17 protein-coding genes are annotated in these 17,267 nt (G+C 61.7%); 8 read left to right on the forward strand and 9 right to left on the reverse strand.

What is annotated here, in order from left to right; translation table 11 throughout:
* Window positions 1-14: 14 nt before the first annotated feature.
* A complete protein-coding gene (locus tag B3V69_RS09850; RefSeq protein ID WP_296446082.1) occupies window positions 15-704 on the forward strand; it encodes a pilus assembly protein in 690 nt (229 codons plus the stop codon).
* Window positions 705-877: 173 nt separating this feature from the next.
* Window positions 878-2,458: a Wzy polymerase domain-containing protein gene (locus tag B3V69_RS09855; RefSeq protein ID WP_296446084.1), complete on the forward strand. Its 1,581-nt coding sequence runs from the start codon at window positions 878-880 to the stop codon at window positions 2,456-2,458.
* Window positions 2,459-2,465: 7 nt separating this feature from the next.
* Here the strand turns inward: B3V69_RS09855 and moaC are convergent, their stop codons facing one another.
* The gene (gene moaC, locus B3V69_RS09860; RefSeq protein ID WP_296446086.1) at window positions 2,466-2,954 is read right to left on the reverse strand and encodes a cyclic pyranopterin monophosphate synthase MoaC; all 489 of its coding nucleotides are present in this window, start codon (window positions 2,952-2,954) and stop codon (window positions 2,466-2,468) included.
* 325 nt (window positions 2,955-3,279) lie between these two features.
* On the opposite strand from moaC, the gene B3V69_RS09865 reads away from it, so the two are divergent.
* A complete protein-coding gene (locus B3V69_RS09865; RefSeq protein WP_296446113.1) occupies window positions 3,280-4,755 on the forward strand; it encodes a M48 family metalloprotease in 1,476 nt (491 codons plus the stop codon).
* Here the strand turns inward: B3V69_RS09865 and B3V69_RS09870 are convergent.
* A complete protein-coding gene (locus tag B3V69_RS09870) occupies window positions 4,723-5,076 on the reverse strand; it encodes a phage holin family protein (RefSeq protein ID WP_296446089.1) in 354 nt (117 codons plus the stop codon). The two genes, B3V69_RS09865 and B3V69_RS09870, sit on opposite strands and share 33 nt — an antisense overlap.
* Before the next feature lie 64 nt (window positions 5,077-5,140).
* The gene (locus tag B3V69_RS09875; protein WP_296446090.1) at window positions 5,141-5,653 is read right to left on the reverse strand and encodes a hypothetical protein; all 513 of its coding nucleotides are present in this window, start codon (window positions 5,651-5,653) and stop codon (window positions 5,141-5,143) included.
* 93 nt (window positions 5,654-5,746) lie between these two features.
* Between B3V69_RS09875 and B3V69_RS09880 the strand changes: the two genes are divergently transcribed.
* Complete coding sequence (locus B3V69_RS09880; RefSeq protein WP_296446092.1) at window positions 5,747-6,175, forward strand: DUF3717 domain-containing protein; 429 nt, start codon at window positions 5,747-5,749, stop codon at window positions 6,173-6,175.
* A 95-nt stretch (window positions 6,176-6,270) separates the two neighbouring features.
* Here the strand turns inward: B3V69_RS09880 and B3V69_RS09885 are convergent, their stop codons facing one another.
* The 4 genes from B3V69_RS09885 to purB form a co-directional block, all read right to left on the reverse strand.
* Window positions 6,271-6,831 (reverse strand): YaeQ family protein, encoded by a 561-nt coding sequence (locus B3V69_RS09885; protein ID WP_296446094.1) that lies wholly within the window; start codon window positions 6,829-6,831, stop codon window positions 6,271-6,273.
* A 50-nt stretch (window positions 6,832-6,881) separates the two neighbouring features.
* Window positions 6,882-8,057, reverse strand: a complete 1,176-nt coding sequence (locus B3V69_RS09890) for an ATP-binding protein (protein WP_296446098.1) — start codon at window positions 8,055-8,057, stop codon at window positions 6,882-6,884.
* Between the two features lie 176 nt (window positions 8,058-8,233).
* Complete coding sequence (locus B3V69_RS09895; protein WP_296446100.1) at window positions 8,234-8,584, reverse strand: hypothetical protein; 351 nt, start codon at window positions 8,582-8,584, stop codon at window positions 8,234-8,236.
* 46 nt (window positions 8,585-8,630) lie between these two features.
* Window positions 8,631-10,010: an adenylosuccinate lyase gene (purB, locus tag B3V69_RS09900; protein WP_296446101.1), complete on the reverse strand. Its 1,380-nt coding sequence runs from the start codon at window positions 10,008-10,010 to the stop codon at window positions 8,631-8,633.
* A 96-nt stretch (window positions 10,011-10,106) separates the two neighbouring features.
* Between purB and B3V69_RS09905 the strand changes: the two genes are divergently transcribed.
* On the forward strand, window positions 10,107-10,721 hold the full coding sequence (locus tag B3V69_RS09905; protein WP_296446104.1) for a glutathione S-transferase C-terminal domain-containing protein: 615 nt from the start codon (window positions 10,107-10,109) through the stop codon (window positions 10,719-10,721).
* 14 nt (window positions 10,722-10,735) lie between these two features.
* On the opposite strand, the gene B3V69_RS09910 is transcribed toward B3V69_RS09905, so the two are convergent.
* Window positions 10,736-11,968 carry an HD-GYP domain-containing protein gene (locus B3V69_RS09910; RefSeq protein ID WP_296446106.1) on the reverse strand — a complete coding sequence of 411 codons (1,233 nt, stop codon included), beginning with the start codon at window positions 11,966-11,968 and terminating at the stop codon, window positions 10,736-10,738.
* A 91-nt stretch (window positions 11,969-12,059) separates the two neighbouring features.
* Between B3V69_RS09910 and rfaE2 the strand changes: the two genes are divergently transcribed.
* From rfaE2 to B3V69_RS09925, 3 genes are all read left to right on the forward strand, one after another.
* Complete coding sequence (gene rfaE2, locus B3V69_RS09915; RefSeq protein ID WP_296446108.1) at window positions 12,060-12,557, forward strand: D-glycero-beta-D-manno-heptose 1-phosphate adenylyltransferase; 498 nt, start codon at window positions 12,060-12,062, stop codon at window positions 12,555-12,557.
* 26 nt (window positions 12,558-12,583) lie between these two features.
* Window positions 12,584-13,396, forward strand: a complete 813-nt coding sequence (gene cobA, locus B3V69_RS09920) for a uroporphyrinogen-III C-methyltransferase (protein ID WP_296446110.1) — start codon at window positions 12,584-12,586, stop codon at window positions 13,394-13,396.
* 184 nt (window positions 13,397-13,580) lie between these two features.
* Window positions 13,581-16,721, forward strand: a complete 3,141-nt coding sequence (locus B3V69_RS09925; protein ID WP_296446115.1) for a bifunctional diguanylate cyclase/phosphodiesterase — start codon at window positions 13,581-13,583, stop codon at window positions 16,719-16,721.
* Here B3V69_RS09925 and B3V69_RS09930 read toward each other — a convergent pair.
* The gene (locus B3V69_RS09930; RefSeq protein ID WP_349679208.1) at window positions 16,661-17,071 is read right to left on the reverse strand and encodes a flavin reductase; all 411 of its coding nucleotides are present in this window, start codon (window positions 17,069-17,071) and stop codon (window positions 16,661-16,663) included. The two genes, B3V69_RS09925 and B3V69_RS09930, sit on opposite strands and share 61 nt — an antisense overlap.
* Between the last annotated feature and the right edge of the window lie 196 nt (window positions 17,072-17,267).

A 17,267-nucleotide genomic window follows, 5' to 3' on the forward strand; every position in this document is an offset into this window, starting at 1 on the left:
TGGGCGTAGCCTTGATGGCGGCGGTTCTGGTTTTTGGTTTGTGGTACCCGTTTCCCTACCGCGAATTGGCTGGGGGGCGGGAATTGTTTTTGCTGATCATTTCGGTGGACGTGATCTGCGGGCCATTGCTCACACTAGTGCTTTTTAACCCTACCAAGCCTCGCGCTGAGCTATGGCTTGATTTGACCCTAGTGGCACTAATTCAGCTGGCTGCTTTGGGCTATGGGCTTTACACAGTGTGGCAGGCGCGTCCCTTGTATCTCGTCATGGAAATCGATCGCTTCAGGGTGATTGCCAAGCCGGACCTGCGAGGCGCCTCCCTTGAAGAGTTGCCCTCCGCTCTGCAGTTGCGCTGGTCATCGCAACCGCTTACAGTTGCGATTCGCGAACCCAAAGATAGCAAAGAGCAGCAAACAGTGTTGTTTGAATCCTTGCAAGGCGGGCGCGATTATGCGGAGCGGCCCGAGTTTTACCTGCCATATGAAGGCGCTGCCGCCTTGAAATCCCTGAAACGAGCCAAACCGCTGGCGGTTTTTCTGCAAAAACAGCCCACCCAGCAAGACGCCGCCGGCAAGCTGGCTCGTGAAAAACAGGGTGACCTGTCGCAGTGGCTGTACCTGCCCGTCGTGGGTCGGCAGGACTGGGTAGCGGTGCTCGACAAGCAGGGGCAGATTCAGGGTTTTTTGCGCGGTGACGGGTTTTAGGAAGGTTAGCTGGGGGCGGCTTATTGGGGTCGAATTCCAATTATTTCTAAGGTCAAGGCGATAGCTATTGGTCTGGCGCTAGTCAGAGCGAAAATAGAAAACTGATCTTCCCCTTGTTGCCTACTCCTCAAGTCAATCGCGCGGCTCGGGTTTGCCCGCCTCTCCACCCCTTTATGCCATCAATCGCCGCTTTCCTTCTCATCACCCTGCCCTGGCTCAATCCGTTTTCCTCGGGCCCCACGCCGGCGGCCGTGTCGCTGTTGTTTTCGTGGGCTTGCGCCGCGGCGCTGCTGGGGCTGTCCAGTCTGGCGTCGGGCCGGGTCTTGGCCGGGCGCCTGGTGAGCGTCACGGCTGCGGCCTGGCTGGTGACTGCGCTGATAAGTAGCCTGCTCGGCTTGCTGCAGTATTTCGGGGCCACGGCCGTCTTTGGGCCTTGGGTCAACACGACTGGCATGGGAGAAGCCTACGCGAACCTGCGCCAGCGCAACCAGTTTGCCACGCTGACCAATATCGGCTTGGTGGCCTTGCTGTGGTGGGTGGCGAATAGTCAGGCCGCGCCCGCTTCGCCCTATACGGCATCGCACCCAGCGCCGCGCAACGAGCGATCCTGGTTCTTCGTGGCTGCCGCTGCTCTGCTGGCTATGGGCAATGCCGCATCGTCTTCCCGGACCGGCCTGGTGCAACTGGTGATGTTGCTGGCCATGGCCTGGGTTTGGAGCCGACATGGGAGCGGCTGGCACCAGCCGCATATGCGGCGCGTCTTGCTGGCGGCGGCGCTGGCCTACGGTATCGCCGCCTTGGCCTTGCCCGCTTTGGCCGGCCTGGACCCTAGCGCCACGGGCATTGTGGCGCGATTACAGGCCGGTGACTCGGCATGTGGCAGTCGGCTGACGCTGTGGGGCAACGTGCTGCATTTGATTGCCCTCAAGCCCTGGTTCGGCTGGGGCTGGGGCGAGCTGGATTACGCCCATTTCATCACGCTGTACCCCGGAACGCGGTTTTGTGAAATTTTGGACAACGCTCACAATCTGCCGCTGCATCTGGCGGTCGAGCTCGGCGTGCCGCTGGCCGTGGCGGTTTTCGGGGGTGGCGCGTGGATGGTGTGGCGGGCCAAGCCGTGGCGTGAGCTGGATGCCAGCCGCCAGATGGCGTGGGCGGTGTTGGCCGTGATCCTGCTGCACAGCATGCTGGAGTATCCGCTGTGGTACGGACCGTTCCAGATGGCGTTTGGCCTGTGTATTTGGCTTCTGTGGCGACCTCGTGACTTGCTTTCCGGCGCCGCTGACGTGACGCCCGCCACGCATCGCAACTGCGCGTCGAGAACCGCGAGGATTAATGAATTCATGCCTCTAGCCACCGTCATTAAAGCCTTTGCAGCTATATTTTTAATAGCGTTTTCGGCCTACGCCGCGTGGGACTATCAGCGCATCAGCCAGATCTACCTCACGCCCAAAATGCGCTCTGAGGCTTATCGCAACAACACCCTGAAGAAGGTTGGCGACTCGTGGCTGTTCCAGGATCAGCTGCGTTTTGCGGAACTCACGACCGTTCCCCTGAGCCGCGACAATGCCACCCACATCAGGGACCTGGCGCTGGCTCTGCTGCACTTTTCACCCGAACCTCGCGTGATCGAGAAGTTGATCGAAAGCGACGCGTTGCTGGGCTTGGACGAGGAAGCGCTGTTCTATCTGGCGCGCTACCAGGCAGCATTCCCCGAGAATCATGCGCACTGGGCCGAGAAAAACCCGATGTGAGAGCCGCCTACCCGGCCACAAAACTGCCCGACTTGCCGCCGTGTTTTTCCAGCAGCTTGACGCCGGTGATGGTCATGCCCCGATCCACGGCTTTGCACATGTCATAAATGGTGAGCAGCGCCACCTGCACGGCGGTCAGCGCTTCCATCTCGACGCCCGTTGGCCCCACCGTTTCCACCGTTGCCGTGCAAAATATGCTGCTAGCTCCCGTCAGGTCTGCGTGAGTAGCTTCGAAATCAATAGCAACCCGGGTCAGCGCCAGCGGGTGGCACAAAGGAATCAGGTCGCTGGTTTTTTTGGCCGCCATGATGCCGGCGATGCGGGCAATGCCCAGCACGTCGCCTTTTTTGGCGCTGCCGGACTCGATGATGGCGAGCGTGGCCGGCAGCATTTCAATGCGGCCGCCGGCCACGCCAATGCGGTGCGTGCTGGCCTTGGCGGCCACGTCCACCATGTGGGCCTGGCCCTGGTCGTCGAAATGGGTAAGTGAGCTCATTGGGGAATTCGTTACAGTTAATAAAGCCTTGGCAGCTGCCAATTTACAGAACATTCACATTGCGCAAGCATCATACGATCATGTCGGTCCCTGCTTTCCTTTTTGGGGCCAGACCGCCGCACCGCCGACGTTATTCATGGTGAACAACATCTTTAAATCAAATCAGCCTATAGCCCTTATCAACAGGGTGATATCAGCTATTGTTTTAATAGCAATTGGCTTGACCAGCCCGGTCTCGTTGCAGGCCCAGACCGGCGCGGTCACTGGCACGCAGCCGCTGCCGCCGCTTGCCACCCAACTGCCCACGCTGGGGGACGGCAGCGAGATGAGCAGCAGCGCCGAGCGCCGTCTGGGGGACCGCATTGCCCGCGAAATCTACCGCGATCCGGACTATATCGACGATCCGGTGCTGGCTGAATATGTGCAGGGTGTCTGGCAGCCCCTGCTGGCGGCGGCGCGCTTGCGCGGTGATTTGTCACCGGAGCTGGCCGAGCGTTTCGCCTGGGAGATCCTGCTCGGGCGTGACCGCACGGTGAATGCCTTTGCCTTGCCAGGGGGCTACTTTGGCGTCCATCTGGGCCTGATCGCGATCGTCAGCAGCCGGGACGAACTGGCCTCGGTGCTGGGGCATGAGCTTAGCCATGTCACGCAACGGCATATTTCGCGCCTGATGGCCAAGCAGGGGCAGCAAGCGCCCTGGATGATAGGCGCCATGATTCTGGGCGCTCTGGCCGCCAGCAAGAGCGCCGATGCCGGCAACGCCCTGATCGTGGGCGGCCAGGCGGTGGCGGCCCAGAACCAGCTCAATTTCTCGCGCGACATGGAACGCGAAGCCGATCGCGTCGGTTTTGGCGTCATGACCCAGGCCGGTTTTGATGCTCGGGGTTTTGTCTCGATGTTCGACAAGCTGCAGCAGGCCTCCCGGCTCAATGACAACGGCGCCTACCCTTACCTGCGCAGCCACCCGCTCACCACCGAGCGGATTGCCGACATGCAGTCGCGCCAGGCACTGATCCCGCCCAACCCCGTCAATGCGACGCCCACGGCCGAACATGCGATGGTCGCTGCGCGCGCGCGCGTGCTGTCCAACCCGGGTGTGGATGCTTTGCGGGCCATGCTGGCGGAGGCGGACGGTGACAAATTGGCTACATTGGACGCACCCCGGCAGGCCGCGGTCTTGTATGGCGCTGCCTTGGCCGCCAGTCGCTTGCGCGATTTTGTCCATGCCAGGGGCTACCTGGAGCGTTTGACCGCGCTGGTGCGCTCTGATGCGCGCGCCGCGCGTTTGTCCCGTTTGCTGGCGGCAGAAACAGCGCTGGCGGCGGGCGACGCAGCGCGCGCCGCTGCGCTGTTGAATGCGACCCCGACCGGGCCCGGTGAGGCCGGTGGCGAACCATCGCTGGCGCGTCGACCCGAGTTGATTTTGATGGCGCAGATTGCCACGCAAGCGCGCCACACCGGGCGGGTCGCTGAAGTCAGTGAGGTGACGCAGCGCCTGCAAGTCTGGGTCGCCGCGCATCCGCGTGATGCCCAGGCCTGGCAGTTGCTCTCCAGTGCCTCTGCCTTGCAGGGTCAGACCTTGCGCGCCATCCGTGCCGACGCCGAGGCCCATGTGGCCGTGCTGGACTATGCGGCCGCGCTGGATCGCTTCAAGGCGGCGCAGGCGCTATTGCGTCAGGGCCGCGCCAGTCATGCGACTCTGGCCGCTAACGGGGCGGCGGATCACATCGACGCGTCCATCATCGACACCCGGCAGCGCGAGGTGGAATTACTGTTTAAAGAACAGTCGCTCGATCGCTGAGTCGATCACGATGCCAAACGCCGAGTAAATCAGCGACCCGATCAACGCGGCGCCAAAACCGCGCACATGAAAACCGTCCAGCACGCCCGACGCCGCCCAGAACATCAGGGCGTTGATGACAAACAGAAAGAGCCCCAGCGTGATCACGGTGACCGGCAGCGTCAACACCACCAGCACCGGCCGCAAAATCATGTTGAACAGGCCGATGACAAAGGCCGCAACCAGCGCGGCGCTGAAGCTGCTGACCTGCACCCCGCCGTAGAGGTAGGCCACGGCCAGCAGGGCGGCGGCGCTTAGCAGCCATTTGACGATGAGTTTCATGTCTCAAGAATAGCACCTGGCGGTGGCTCGTCCATGACGACCATCAACACCGCGCAAGGCGGGCTCAGCCGGGTTTTTGATAATCGTTATCAGCCCAGGCGGTGGCGCTGGTCCGGTTCAGCTTGAAAGCCGGCGGCACCCGCAGCTGTGCCAGCTGTTCACCGGCCTCGTCATGCGCCGTCAAAGTGGCATAGGGGTTGTCGTCGTCGGGCACGATATCGAGCGAGACCGTCACGCGGATGCTGCCGGACGTGACCGACAGGCTCTGGTGCAGCGTCGCATGCAGTTGCTGTTCGTGGCGACGCACAAACTCCGACGCGGTTTTGACCAGCGTGCTGAAGGCCGGTCCGTCCAGTGGTTTCGGGTTTTTCTTGTCGCGTCCCATGGTCCAGGGTCCAACCAGTGCGGGCTCGGGCTCGCCGTCTTTGATCATGGCCACGGCCCAGCCATCGTCGTCTTCGTTCTTGACAATGCGTGCGGTCCAGCCGTCGCCGCACCACAGGCGGGGCTGCTGGATCTTGCTGTCGGGGGAAAGGTCGAGTGATGGGTCGGAAGTGGGGCTGGCGGTGTCGGTCACAGGGGCGTCATTTCGGTCAAAAGAGGCGCGGCAAGCGCGCGCGATGGGCTTAGAGTTTAGCGTTCCCCCCGGCCGGGCTATGATCCCTCCCCCATGGCAGGCATTCACATCACCGACATCGAGTCGGCCATCAACTACTGGCGCGACAAAAAGCCCGCGTCGGACGGTTTTTCGCTGGCGCCTGAGACCCGCGCTCTGGCCGAGGTCTATGCGTTGATGGTGTTCCAGCACGAGCGCCAAGCCGACGAATTCACCCTCCCGCCCAAGGCCCTGGCGGCCTGGCTGGCCTGGTACGACAGCACGCCCGACACGCCCTGCATCGCGATCTGTTCCACCAGCCAGGGCGACGAGGAGTGCAAAGGCTGCGGCCGCAGTTTTGCCGAGGTGCAGTACTGGACGCAAATGCGCCCGGCTGAAAAACGCCAGACCTGGCGCCGCATCACGCTGGACGGCACCGCCTGGCGCTTTAACAAGTACGCCGAGCGAGCGGTTGAAAAGCCCACGGTTTTGCTATCAAAATAGTAGCTGATTGCGCATAGTGGACGGGGGCTTGAGCCCAAAAATATCATGAACTGGCGGCGAATTCGCGACAGCCCACGGAACCGCTTGAACCGCAGTTACTTCCAGCGCAGCGGCTCAATGTCCACGTTATGCGTGCCGTCGCCCAGCATCAGCACCCCTTCCTGGATCGTGGCCTGCAGCTGCATGCTGCGCTGGGCCATGGGAATGAGGGCTTGCGCGGCCGTCGTGGGAATGCGAAACACACTCAGGTTTTTTGGCCGGGCCAGCTTGGCCTCCATCGTGCGCCACCACACTTCGGCCGCGTGGTTGAAGCAGTACAAGACCACCTCATCGGCCCGGCCGCAGGCCTTGAGCAGCGGCTTGTCTTCGGGTTGACCGACCTCGATCCAGAGCCGGGTCAGTCCGGTGTAGTCGCGCAGCCATACGTCGGGCTCATCGGGGTCGGACAGGCCTGCGCCAAAAGCCAGCGTGCCGTCGCCGCCGCATACCGTTTGCAGTTTGTGCGCCTGCAGCGCCAGCGCGCACAGGCGCACCATCATGCGTTCGTCGGTTTCGCTCGGGTGGCGCGCCAAGGTGAGCGCGTGATCGGCGTAATAAGCGTGGTCAATGTCGGCGATTTGCAGACTGGCTTTGAAGATGGTGGATTTGATGGCCATGTCTGAGGGATAAGGTGAGGTGGTGATGGTGGAGGACGGGGGCGCACGCCTTAAGGCCGCAACGGGTCCGCAAAGCGGCGCCAGCTGATGCAGCGCACGCCTTCCCGCGTGTAGCTCTCTTCGGCGCCGTGGAGAAGCCAGGGTTCGGGCACCGGCTCCGTCACAAAGCGGGCAGCACGCTGGCCAGCGCGCACCAAGTCTGGCGTGATGGTTTGGCTGGACTTGATTTCGACGCACTGCAGACCTTGCGATGTCTCGAAGACCAGATCGGCCTCCAGCCCGTTGTTGTCGCGCCAAAAGTAGAGGTCGGCGGGCAAGCCCTGGTTAAAGCGGAATTTGCGAAACTCCCCCAATATCCACGTTTCAAACAAGGCCCCACGCATCGGATGAAGCGCCAGCAACTGCGGGTCGCGGATGCCGAGCAGCCAGGCCGCCAGGCCGGTGTCGGTGAAATACAGCTTGGGTGTTTTGACCAGTCGTTTGCCAAAGTTGCGGTAATACGGCGGCAACAGGAACACCAGTTCACTGGATTCCAGCACGGAAAGCCAATGCCGTGCCGTCGTGTGGCTGATGCCGGCATCATTGGCCAGCGAGACCAGGTTGAGCAGTGTGCCGGTGCGGGCTGCGCACAAACGCACGAAGCGCTGGAAGGTGGACAGGTTTTGCACTTGCAGCAGCTGGCGCACGTCGCGCTCAACATAAGTGGCGATATAGCTGGAAAACCAGTCAATCGCTTCCATCGGCGAGCGGCCCGCCTGCCAGAGGGTGGGGTAGGAGCCCAGCCAGAGATGGGTGTAAAGGTCTTTGCGCACGACTTGCCCGAACTCAGACAAGGCCAGGGGCAGCAGCCTTGTGAGCCCGACCCGCCCGGCCAGTGATTGCATGACACCCGCCATCAAGCCGAATTGCTGCGACCCTGTCAGTACAAACCGTCCAGGGGTGCGATCGGCATCGACCAGTCCTTGCAAGTGCGAGAACAGGTCCGGCCAGCGCTGTGCCTCATCAAAGATGGCGCCCTGGGCAAACCGCTGCAAAAAACCCCTTGGGTCGGTCTGCGCAAAGCCGAGTTCAATCGGGTCTTCGAGAGAAATGTAGGGTTTGCCGTCAAAAACCTGGCGCACCAGCGTCGTTTTTCCCGACTGCCGGGGGCCGGTGACCGCCACGACCGGAAATTGACGCGCCAGCCGTTGCAAAGTTGCCGACAAGTCACGGGGAAAGGGGTTCATACAATTTGAATAAATTATGTTCATATTGTATAGAAGTGATTCGCCACGGAATAAAGTCTTCCAGACACGTGCCCCGCACGCAAACCATCGATGGTTTGATTCTCAGGCGGGCCGAAGGGGGGCGTCCATCAGCCCGACCGGCCGCCAGCGATTGACGTCGGTCGGGTGGCAACCGGTTACTGGAAGACTAAATGGGTCGTCGAACCGTTGGCGGCTTGTGTGTCAATCGAAACCAAGACCGGCGTGCCGGTAGCGGCGATGCGGTAGCGGTCTTGTTCCGTGAGGGTCAAAACACCGGAGGCGTTGTAGTTTTTCGAGATCTGATTGACGATAGCCGTGGTGGCGGTGTCCGGTTCGACAACATAACTGCCCACCGACTGACCCGTGGGAATGGTTTTTGTGCTGTCCGTGTACAAAGTCAAGGTGCCAAAGACGCCCGTGCTGCCGACGGTCACGCTCGCGGGGAATGACGGGGGCGTCAGGTAGACGCCGTAATTCCCGCCGGCGGTGTTGGTTCCCTTCGCCATGCCAAGAACTCGCTGCAACGCAGGCGGCAGTGAACCGTTAAACGTATCAGACGCGCCGTGCCAGCTCGGCCGCCTTGCCGACATAGCTGCCCGGCGTCATCGCCAGCAGACGGGTTTTTTCTTCTTCCGGGAGGGCCAGTTTGGCGATGAAGCCCTGCATCAGTTCGCGCGTCATGGGTTCGCCGCGCGTGAAGGCTTTCAGCTGCTCATACGGTTGCGGCAGGCCAAAGCGGCGCATCACGGTCTGGATCGGCTCCGCCAGCACTTCCCAGGAGGCATCGAGGTCGGCCGCAATCGCGCGTTCGTTGAGTTCGAGTTTGCCCAGGCCCGCGCCCAGGGACTGGTAGGCCAGCACCGCGTAGCCCAGCGCCACGCCCATGTTGCGCAGCACGGTGCTGTCGGTCAGGTCGCGCTGCCAGCGGCTGATCGGCAGCTTTTCGCTCAGGTGCTTGAGCAGCGCGTTGGCCAGGCCCAGGTTGCCTTCGGCATTCTCGAAATCAATCGGGTTGACCTTGTGCGGCATGGTGGACGAGCCGACCTCGCCGTCGCGCAGCCTTTGCTTGAAATAGCCCAGCGAGACATAGCCCCAGACATCGCGCGACCAGTCGATCAGGATGGTGTTGGTGCGGGCCACGGCGTCAAACAGCTCGGCCATGTAGTCGTGCGGCTCGATCTGGATGCTGTAAGGCTGGAACGTCAGCCCCAGACCGAGTGGCTCGGGCGTTTCCACCACTTTGCGGCTGAAGGCCTCCCAGTCGAAGTCGGGCCAGGCCGACAGGTGGGCGTTGTAGTTGCCCACAGCGCCATTCATCTTGCCCATGAGCTGGATGTTGGCGATTCTTTCGCGTGCCGTCGTCAGGCGCACCACGACGTTGGCGATTTCCTTGCCCACGGTGGTGGGGCTGGCGGTCTGGCCGTGGGTGCGGCTGAGCATCGACACCTCAGCAAACGCATGCGCCATCTCGCGCAGTTTGGCAATCACGGCGTCCAGCGCGGGCAGCAGCACCTGATCGCGTCCGGCCTTGAGTTGCAGCGCGTGGCTGGTGTTGTTGATGTCTTCGCTGGTGCAGGCAAAGTGCACGAACTCGCCGGCGGCCAGTAATTCGGGCCGGGCTTCAAACTTGGACTTGATCCAGTACTCGACCGCCTTCACATCGTGGTTGGTGACCTTCTCGATGGTTTTGATGGCTTCGCCATCGGCTTCGGAAAAATGCTTGACCAGGCCCAGCAAGTAAGTACGTGCTCCGGGCGTCAGCGGCTTGAATTCAGAAAAGCCGCAATCGCTCAAGGCAATGAACCAGGCCACTTCCACTTGAACGCGGCGGTGCATATAGCCCTGCTCGCTCATCAAAGGACGGAGTTTGGCAAGCTTGGCGGCGTAGCGACCGTCGAGCGGGGAAAGGGCTGAAATGGCAGAAAAAGTCATAAGCAGATTGTAGGTTGCGCGCCACGTGTCATCCGGGGGTAAGTTCTGGTTAACCCCAGTGGATAGAATCAAGCTTCCTGCAACAGTAGATCACCCATGAAATTAATCGGATCCAGCACCAGCCCTTATGTACGCAAAGTGCGCGTTGTCATGGCCGAGAAAAAACTCGATTTTGTTTTCGTGACAGAGGATGTTTGGGCGGCACAGACCACGATTGCCGAATCCAACCCCTTGGGCAAAGTGCCCTGCCTGATCATGGAAGCGGGCGAAGCGCTTTTTGATTCGCGCGTGATTGTCGAATACCTCGACACCCTGTCGCCGGTGGGCAAACTGATTCCGTCGGTCGGCCGCGAGCGGGCCGAGATCAAGACCTGGGAAGCGCTGGCCGATGGTCTGCTGGATGCTTCCATCCTGGCGCGGCTGGAGGCCACTTGGGGCGGGCGCACTGAGGCGCAGCGCAGCCAGGCCTGGATCGACCGCCAGCTGGGCAAGGTGCAGGCGTCTTTGAAGGCCATGAGCCAGGGACTGGGCGAAAAACCTTTTTGCGCTGGCATTCACCTTAGTCTGGCCGACATTGCCGTGGGCTGCGCCCTGGGTTATCTGGACTTCCGGTTTGCGCAGATTGACTGGCGTACCGAGTATCCCAACCTGCTCAAGTTGCACGACAAGCTGATGCAGCGTCCCAGTTTTTCGGATACGCTGCCGGGTTGACCGGCGCTACGCCCTTACCAAAGGCGGTCCGAGACCGGTGACTTGGTCAGCGGCAACAGGCGATCCAGATTGATTTTGACCTTGACCTCATGGTGCGCCACACCGGTCACGATGCGGAATTCACGCTTGCTGGTGTCGCGCACGATCAGGTCCCCGCTGGGCATGCCGGCGCGATTGATCAAAATGGCCACGCGCGGGGTCGTCGTGTTGGCGCCCCGTTTGATCACTACCGCAATCTCGTCGGTGCTCAGGCGCACGAACGAGCCCGGTGAGTAGATTCCCATGGCCTTGATCAAGGCCGCCCCGGCTTCGTCGACTTGGCGGTTTTCATCAAAATAACTGGCCTGCATGGCGCTTGCCGCCGACGCGGGCACGCGCGCGGCGCGCGGCGCCAGACGGGCGCCAAACATGTCAGCGCGCTGGATCAGGCGCGCCATGCGCTGACCTTCGGTGCGACCCGCCAGCGGGCCCGGTATCTTGGTGTGATGGTTGAGCACGGCCTCCAGCCAGCACGGGTCCGTCACGCCCAACTGCTGAAGCAGGCTGACAGAACGGGCGGCATGCTGGTCGATCTGACTTCGCTGCTCCGGGCTAAGGGCCTGGGTTTGCAGTGCCAGTCGGTCTTGCAGATCGGTCATGCCGATGTTCATGGTCAGCGCCGCCTTGCACAGCGTGATCTCCTGCGCGGCCGGCCACTTCAATACTTCCCGCGCGGCCAGGCTGCACATCACACTGACCAGCATGGCGTGGGTGGCACTGTAGAGCCGTACCTCACTGGCCGACAGATGGACCAAGGCAAACAATGCGCCATCCGGGTTGAAGCGTGAATGCCGGCTGAGCAGCGCCTGCAGTTTGTTCAGCCGGGTGGGAAAGCTCGCCGGGTTGTTGTCGCGCAGCATGGCACTGGCCTGCGCTTGCAGGTCCAGCCAGTCGGGCTCGCCGCTGCCACTGTTGTCACGCACGCTGTCCAGGTCGGAAGCCGAAATCTCGGTGCCTGCAATCTGCCCCAGGGCCCGGTCTTCACGCACCATGCTATGGAGTTTTCCCACATAGGCGCGATGCTGGGCCTCGGACTCGTCCACGTCAACGAACAGATTGCCGCGCTGCACGATCATCAGGTCCAGATCAGCCCGCTTGTCCACCACGTAGCCGATGGGCGCCAGCAAAACGCCGCTCGCGTCCCGCAAAGAAAAGGGAAGCGGCTGGCCGAGGCGAATGGAGTCGACGTTGATGGAGACGAGATTCATGAAGTGACAGAATTATGCCCATACAGCACGCCGCCTGACAGCGCACGCGTTAAAGCTGAACGGAGTTACCTGGCCTGCTAGCATTGAAGTTATGCCCGACTTACTTTCCATTTCTGCCCTGTCAGACAAAATTTGCGGTCGCGACCGCGTTGTGGCCCGCCTCCATCAGCTGCCCCGCCCGCTGGTGTTTACCAATGGGGTGTTTGACGTGCTGCACCGTGGTCACGTGATGTACCTGGCGCAGGCGCGTGCGCTGGGGGCCAGTTTGCTGGTGGCGCTGAACACCGACGCGTCGGCCCGCAGACTGGGCAAAGGCCCTGACCGGCCCCTCAACAACGAGGCCGACCGGGCTTTTGTCATGGCCGCCTTGATGTCCACCAGTCTGATCACCTGGTTTGACGAAGACACGCCTTTGGAACTGATTGCGCAAGTCAAACCCGACATCCTGGTCAAGGGCGGTGACTACGATATGCGCCGCCTGGCCGAGACGCGCGTGGTCGAATCGTATGGCGGGCGCGCGCTGGCGCTGCCTTTTGTGGACGGCTATTCCACGACGGCACTGGTGAGCAAGATCCGGCAGAGGTCATGACGCGAAAAAACGTACTGGAGAAATCCGTGAGTCAGTTATTGCCACCGGAGCCGCCATTCAATGCCGCCCGGAAACCATCACAGACCGGCATCGTCTACCTGGTTGGGGCCGGCCCGGGCGACCCTGAGCTATTGACACTGAAAGCCGCCCGCTTGCTGCAACAAGCCGACGTCGTCGTCTACGACAATCTGGTCAGTGAAGGTGTCGTCGGCCTGATTCACAGCGGGGCCGAGAAAATTTATGTGGGCAAGGAAAAAAATCACCACACCTTGCCGCAAACCGAGATCAATCGCCTGCTGGTCACGCTGGCCAGGCAAGGAAAAAAAGTCATTCGACTCAAAGGCGGGGACCCCTTTATTTTCGGACGTGGCGGAGAAGAACTGGAAATACTGGTGGATCAGGGCGTGGCGTTTGAAGTGGTGCCCGGCATCACCGCCGCCAGCGGTGTTGCCTGCTATGCCGGCATCCCGCTAACGCACCGGGACTATGCCCAATCGTGCCTCTTCACCACCGGCCACCTGAAGGACGGCTCACCGGACCTCGATTGGCCGTCGCTTGCCAGACCGAATCAGACGGTCGTGATTTATATGGGATTGGGCGCCTTGCGTGAGATTGCGCGTCAACTCATGGCGCACGGCATGCCCGTCAACACGCCGGCGGCCATCATTGAAAAAGGGACGACGCGCCAGCAACAGGTCATCACCGGCACGCTGCAAACGCTGCCGGATCTGGTGCACACCGTGGGCCTGAAATCCCCCTGCCTGATCATCGTCGGCCATGTGGTGGCACTGAATAAACGACTGCAATGGTTCACCGGCGCGCAGACCCCCCGGACCTAAGTCATGCCATGCGCCGCCACCCGGCCCTTTTCATATAATTGAGGCCCCGACACGTCAGTGGCAAGGTCGCGCCAGACGGATCGTGAACCTGCGCGGTCCGCAGTGACCAATGCCCAATCGGGGTACCGGGCGAAATGAATGAAACCGCATCGACTCCCATGGATCAAGGTCATCACGCGTGAAAATGGTTAAGAACCTGAATATCTTTGCGTGGCGCTCGCTCAAGACCCGGGTGACACTTTTCACGCTGATCATTTTTCTGATCAGCATCTGGTCGCTGGCCTTCATCGCCAGCCGGATGCTGCGCGAGGGCATGCAGCGCGTGCTGGGCGAACAGCAGTTCTCGACCGTGTCTTTGGTCGCCGAGGATATCAATCGACAACTCCTTGACCGGATTAAATCGCTGGAACTCATCGCCAGCGTCATTTCCCCGGCCATGCTGGCCAGCCCGGCCGATCTGCAGAACTTGCTGGACCAGCGTTTCTCCCTGCTCGGTCTTTTCAACGCGGGCATGACGGTCGTTCGCGCGGATGGCACGGCCATTGCCGATGTCCCGCTCTCGTCAGGTCGACTCGGCGTCAACTACCTGCACAGGGAGTTCATCGCGGCCGCGCTCAAGGAGGGCAAGGCCACGATCAGCCGACCGCTCATGGGCCCCAAGCTGAAGGCGCCGGTTTTCACCATCACGGTGCCCATTCGTGATACGCAAGGCCAGGTGATTGGCGCCGTGGGCGGCGTGACGAACCTGGGCATCCCCAATTTCCTGTATCAAATCACCGAAAGCCGCTACGGCAAGACCGGTGGCTATCTGCTGATCGCACCGCAGTACCGGCTGGTGGTCACCGCGTCCGACAAAAGCCGCATCATGGACCCGCTCCCGGCCCGCGGCATCAGCCCGTTAATCGACCGGTTCGTGCAGGGCTACGAGGGTTCTGCCGTCCTCGTCAATCCCCGTGGCGTGGAAGTGCTGGCGTCGGCCAAGGGTGTTCCTGCGGCGGGTTGGCTGGTGGCGTCCCAACTGCCCACGGCGGAGGCCTTCGCGCCGCTGCACGATATTGTGCAGCGCATGCTGCTGGCCGCGCTCTTGCTGACCCTGCTGGCGGGTGGTCTGACCTGGTTGATGCTAAGACGCCAACTCGCACCCATGCTGGCGGCCGTGCAGACGCTGTCGAGCTTGTCGGCTGCCAAGCAGCCGGTGCAACTCTTGTCCATCGCCCGGCCCGACGAAGTCGGGCAGTTGATCGGCAGCTTCAACCACCTGCTGGAAACCCTGGGGCAACGCGAGGCTTTGCTGCGGCAAATCCTGGATACCTCCAGCGTCGCGATCTTTCTCGTCGATGGGGCAGGCCGCATCACACAAGCCAACCAGCGCATGGCCGAGATGTTCGGGTGCCCGCTCGAAACGCTGGAAGGCAGTGAATACGTCGCCTTGGTACACCCGGCGGAGCGCGAGGTCGCGCGCCAGAAGATGCTGGCCTTGCTGGCCAGCGCAGTTCCTTCGGCGGATCTGGACCGACTTTATTGGCGCGCGGACCAGACCGAGTTCTGGGGCCACCTGACGGGCAAGCGTTTTCTCGGCGCCAACGGCGAGCAACGCGGCCTGGTCGGCGTCCTTGCCGATGTCACCGAGCGCAAGCAGGCGGCGGAAGAGCTTCGCATCGCCGCCACGGCCTTCGAGTCCAACGAAGCCATCATCATTACCGATGCGGAGAAAGTGATCCTGCGGGTCAATCGCGCTTTCACCGAGATGACCGGCTATACGGCGCAAGAGGCCGTGGGTCAGAAGCCCCGCCTGCTCCGTTCCGGCCGGCACGGCGCAGCCTTCTATGCCGCCATGTTGCAGAGCATCGCGCTGAATGGAACCTGGCAGGGAGAAATCTGGAACCGGCGCAGGAGCGGCGAGGTGTTCCCCGGCTGGCTCAACATCACGGCCGTGAAAGATGAGGCGGGGCTGACGACCCACTACGTGGGCGCCTTCAGTGACATCACCGCCCGCAAGACCGCGGAAGACCAGATTCAGAGTCTGGCTTCTTCCGACCGGTTGACCGGCCTGCCCAATCGCCTGATCCTGATGGACCGGCTGGAACAAGCGCTGACCACCGGTTTGCGTCACCATCGCCAAGGCGCGCTGTTGTTCGTCGATCTGGATGACTTCAAAACCCTCAACGACACCCTCGGCCATGCGAAGGGCGACCTTTTGTTGACACAGGTCGCCCAACATCTGCTGGCCAGCGTGCGCGAGGGCGACACGGTGGCCCGGCTCAGCGGCGACGAGTTCGTGGTGCTGCTGGAGGGGCTGAGCGAGAACGCGCGCGACGCCGCCACCCAAGCCGAGGCCAGGGCTGAGAAGATCCTCAAGACGCTGGACCAGACCTACCAACTGGCCGATGGCCGGCATCACAGCACCTGCAGCATAGGCATCACCCTGTTTGGCAGCGAACAACAAAAAAGTGTTGAAGAGCCTTTGAAGCGGGCCGAACTGGCGATGTACCAGGCCAAGGCCGCAGGTCGCAACACCCTGCGCTTCTTTGACCCGCAGATGCAGGCCGTCGTCACGGCCCGTGCCGCGCTGGAGATGGGTTTGCGTGAGGCGGTGTTGAAAAACCAGTTCATCCTTCACTACCAGGCGCAAGTGTCGGGCGAACGCCGCATCACCGGGGTTGAAGCCCTGGTGCGATGGGAGGACCCCCTGCGTGGCAGGGTGTCGCCGGCCGAGTTCATTCCACTGGCCGAGGAAACCGGCTTGATCCTTCCCCTGGGTCGCTGGGTTCTGGAAACGGCCTGTACCCAGTTGTCACTCTGGGCCGGGCAACCCGAGATGGCGCACCTGACGGTGGCGGTGAATGTCAGTGCCCGTCAGTTTCGCCAGTCGGACTTTGTGGACCAGGTGCTGGCGGTACTTAAGCGCACCGGCGCCAACCCGCATCGGCTCAAGCTGGAGTTGACCGAGAGCTTGCTGGTCGCCAATGTCGAGGACATCATTACCAAGATGAGCGCACTGAAGGGCAATGGCGTGGGCTTCTCGCTGGATGACTTTGGCACCGGCTATTCGTCGCTCTCTTACTTGAAACGACTGCCGCTGGATCAGCTGAAAATCGACCAGGGCTTCGTCAGAGACATCCTGGTCGACGCCAACGATGCGGCGATTGCCAAGATGGTGGTCGCCTTGGCCGATAGTTTGGGCCTGGCGGTCATCGCCGAAGGGGTCGAGACCGAGGCGCAGCGGGAGTTCCTGGCGGGCCTGGGCTGTCATGCCTACCAGGGCTATCTGTTTGGCCGGCCGTTGCCGATCAAAGAGTTCGAGGCGTTTGTCGCGCGGGGTTGATGACCGCTGCGTGGCGGGACACGGTCACCTGCACCGCCCTTATCGCATCTTCGATGGCAGCTTGATCGTCTCGCCAGCCACCATGAAGACGCCCCGCCCCGGTGATGCAGCGTGCGCGTCGCCTTGAGCGCCGTGAAGCTGAAGTCATGGCCGCTGACGACACAACCCACCAGCGGCGGCTCGAACTCCATCATGGTGTGCCACGACATCGTCATGACGTTGGCCCGGCCTTTGTGCGAGGTCGTGAGCAAGACCACCGGTCCGGGCTCCAGCAGACCGTAGACCTTGGACAGGGGGTAAGCGCGCGTGGGCCATGTCGACACCTCTGTTAATTGTGCATCCTGAGCCATTGATTCAAGCTTTTCAGGCCGCTAGCCCCCGTCAAATATGCGTGAGAAGCTATTTATTTCATAGCGTCTGCTGTGCTGCGACGGCAGCCGGCGTTCGCCGCAAGCGGGCCATGACGCGCTGGATCAGGTGCTCCAGATCGTCAATATAGGTGAACACGGCCGGCACCACCAGCAGGCTCAGCAGCGTCGAGGTGAT

Origin of the sequence: Rhodoferax sp. UBA5149 (assembly GCF_002413825.1) — a bacterium.
Taxonomy (GTDB): Bacteria; Pseudomonadota; Gammaproteobacteria; order Burkholderiales; family Burkholderiaceae_C; genus Rhodoferax.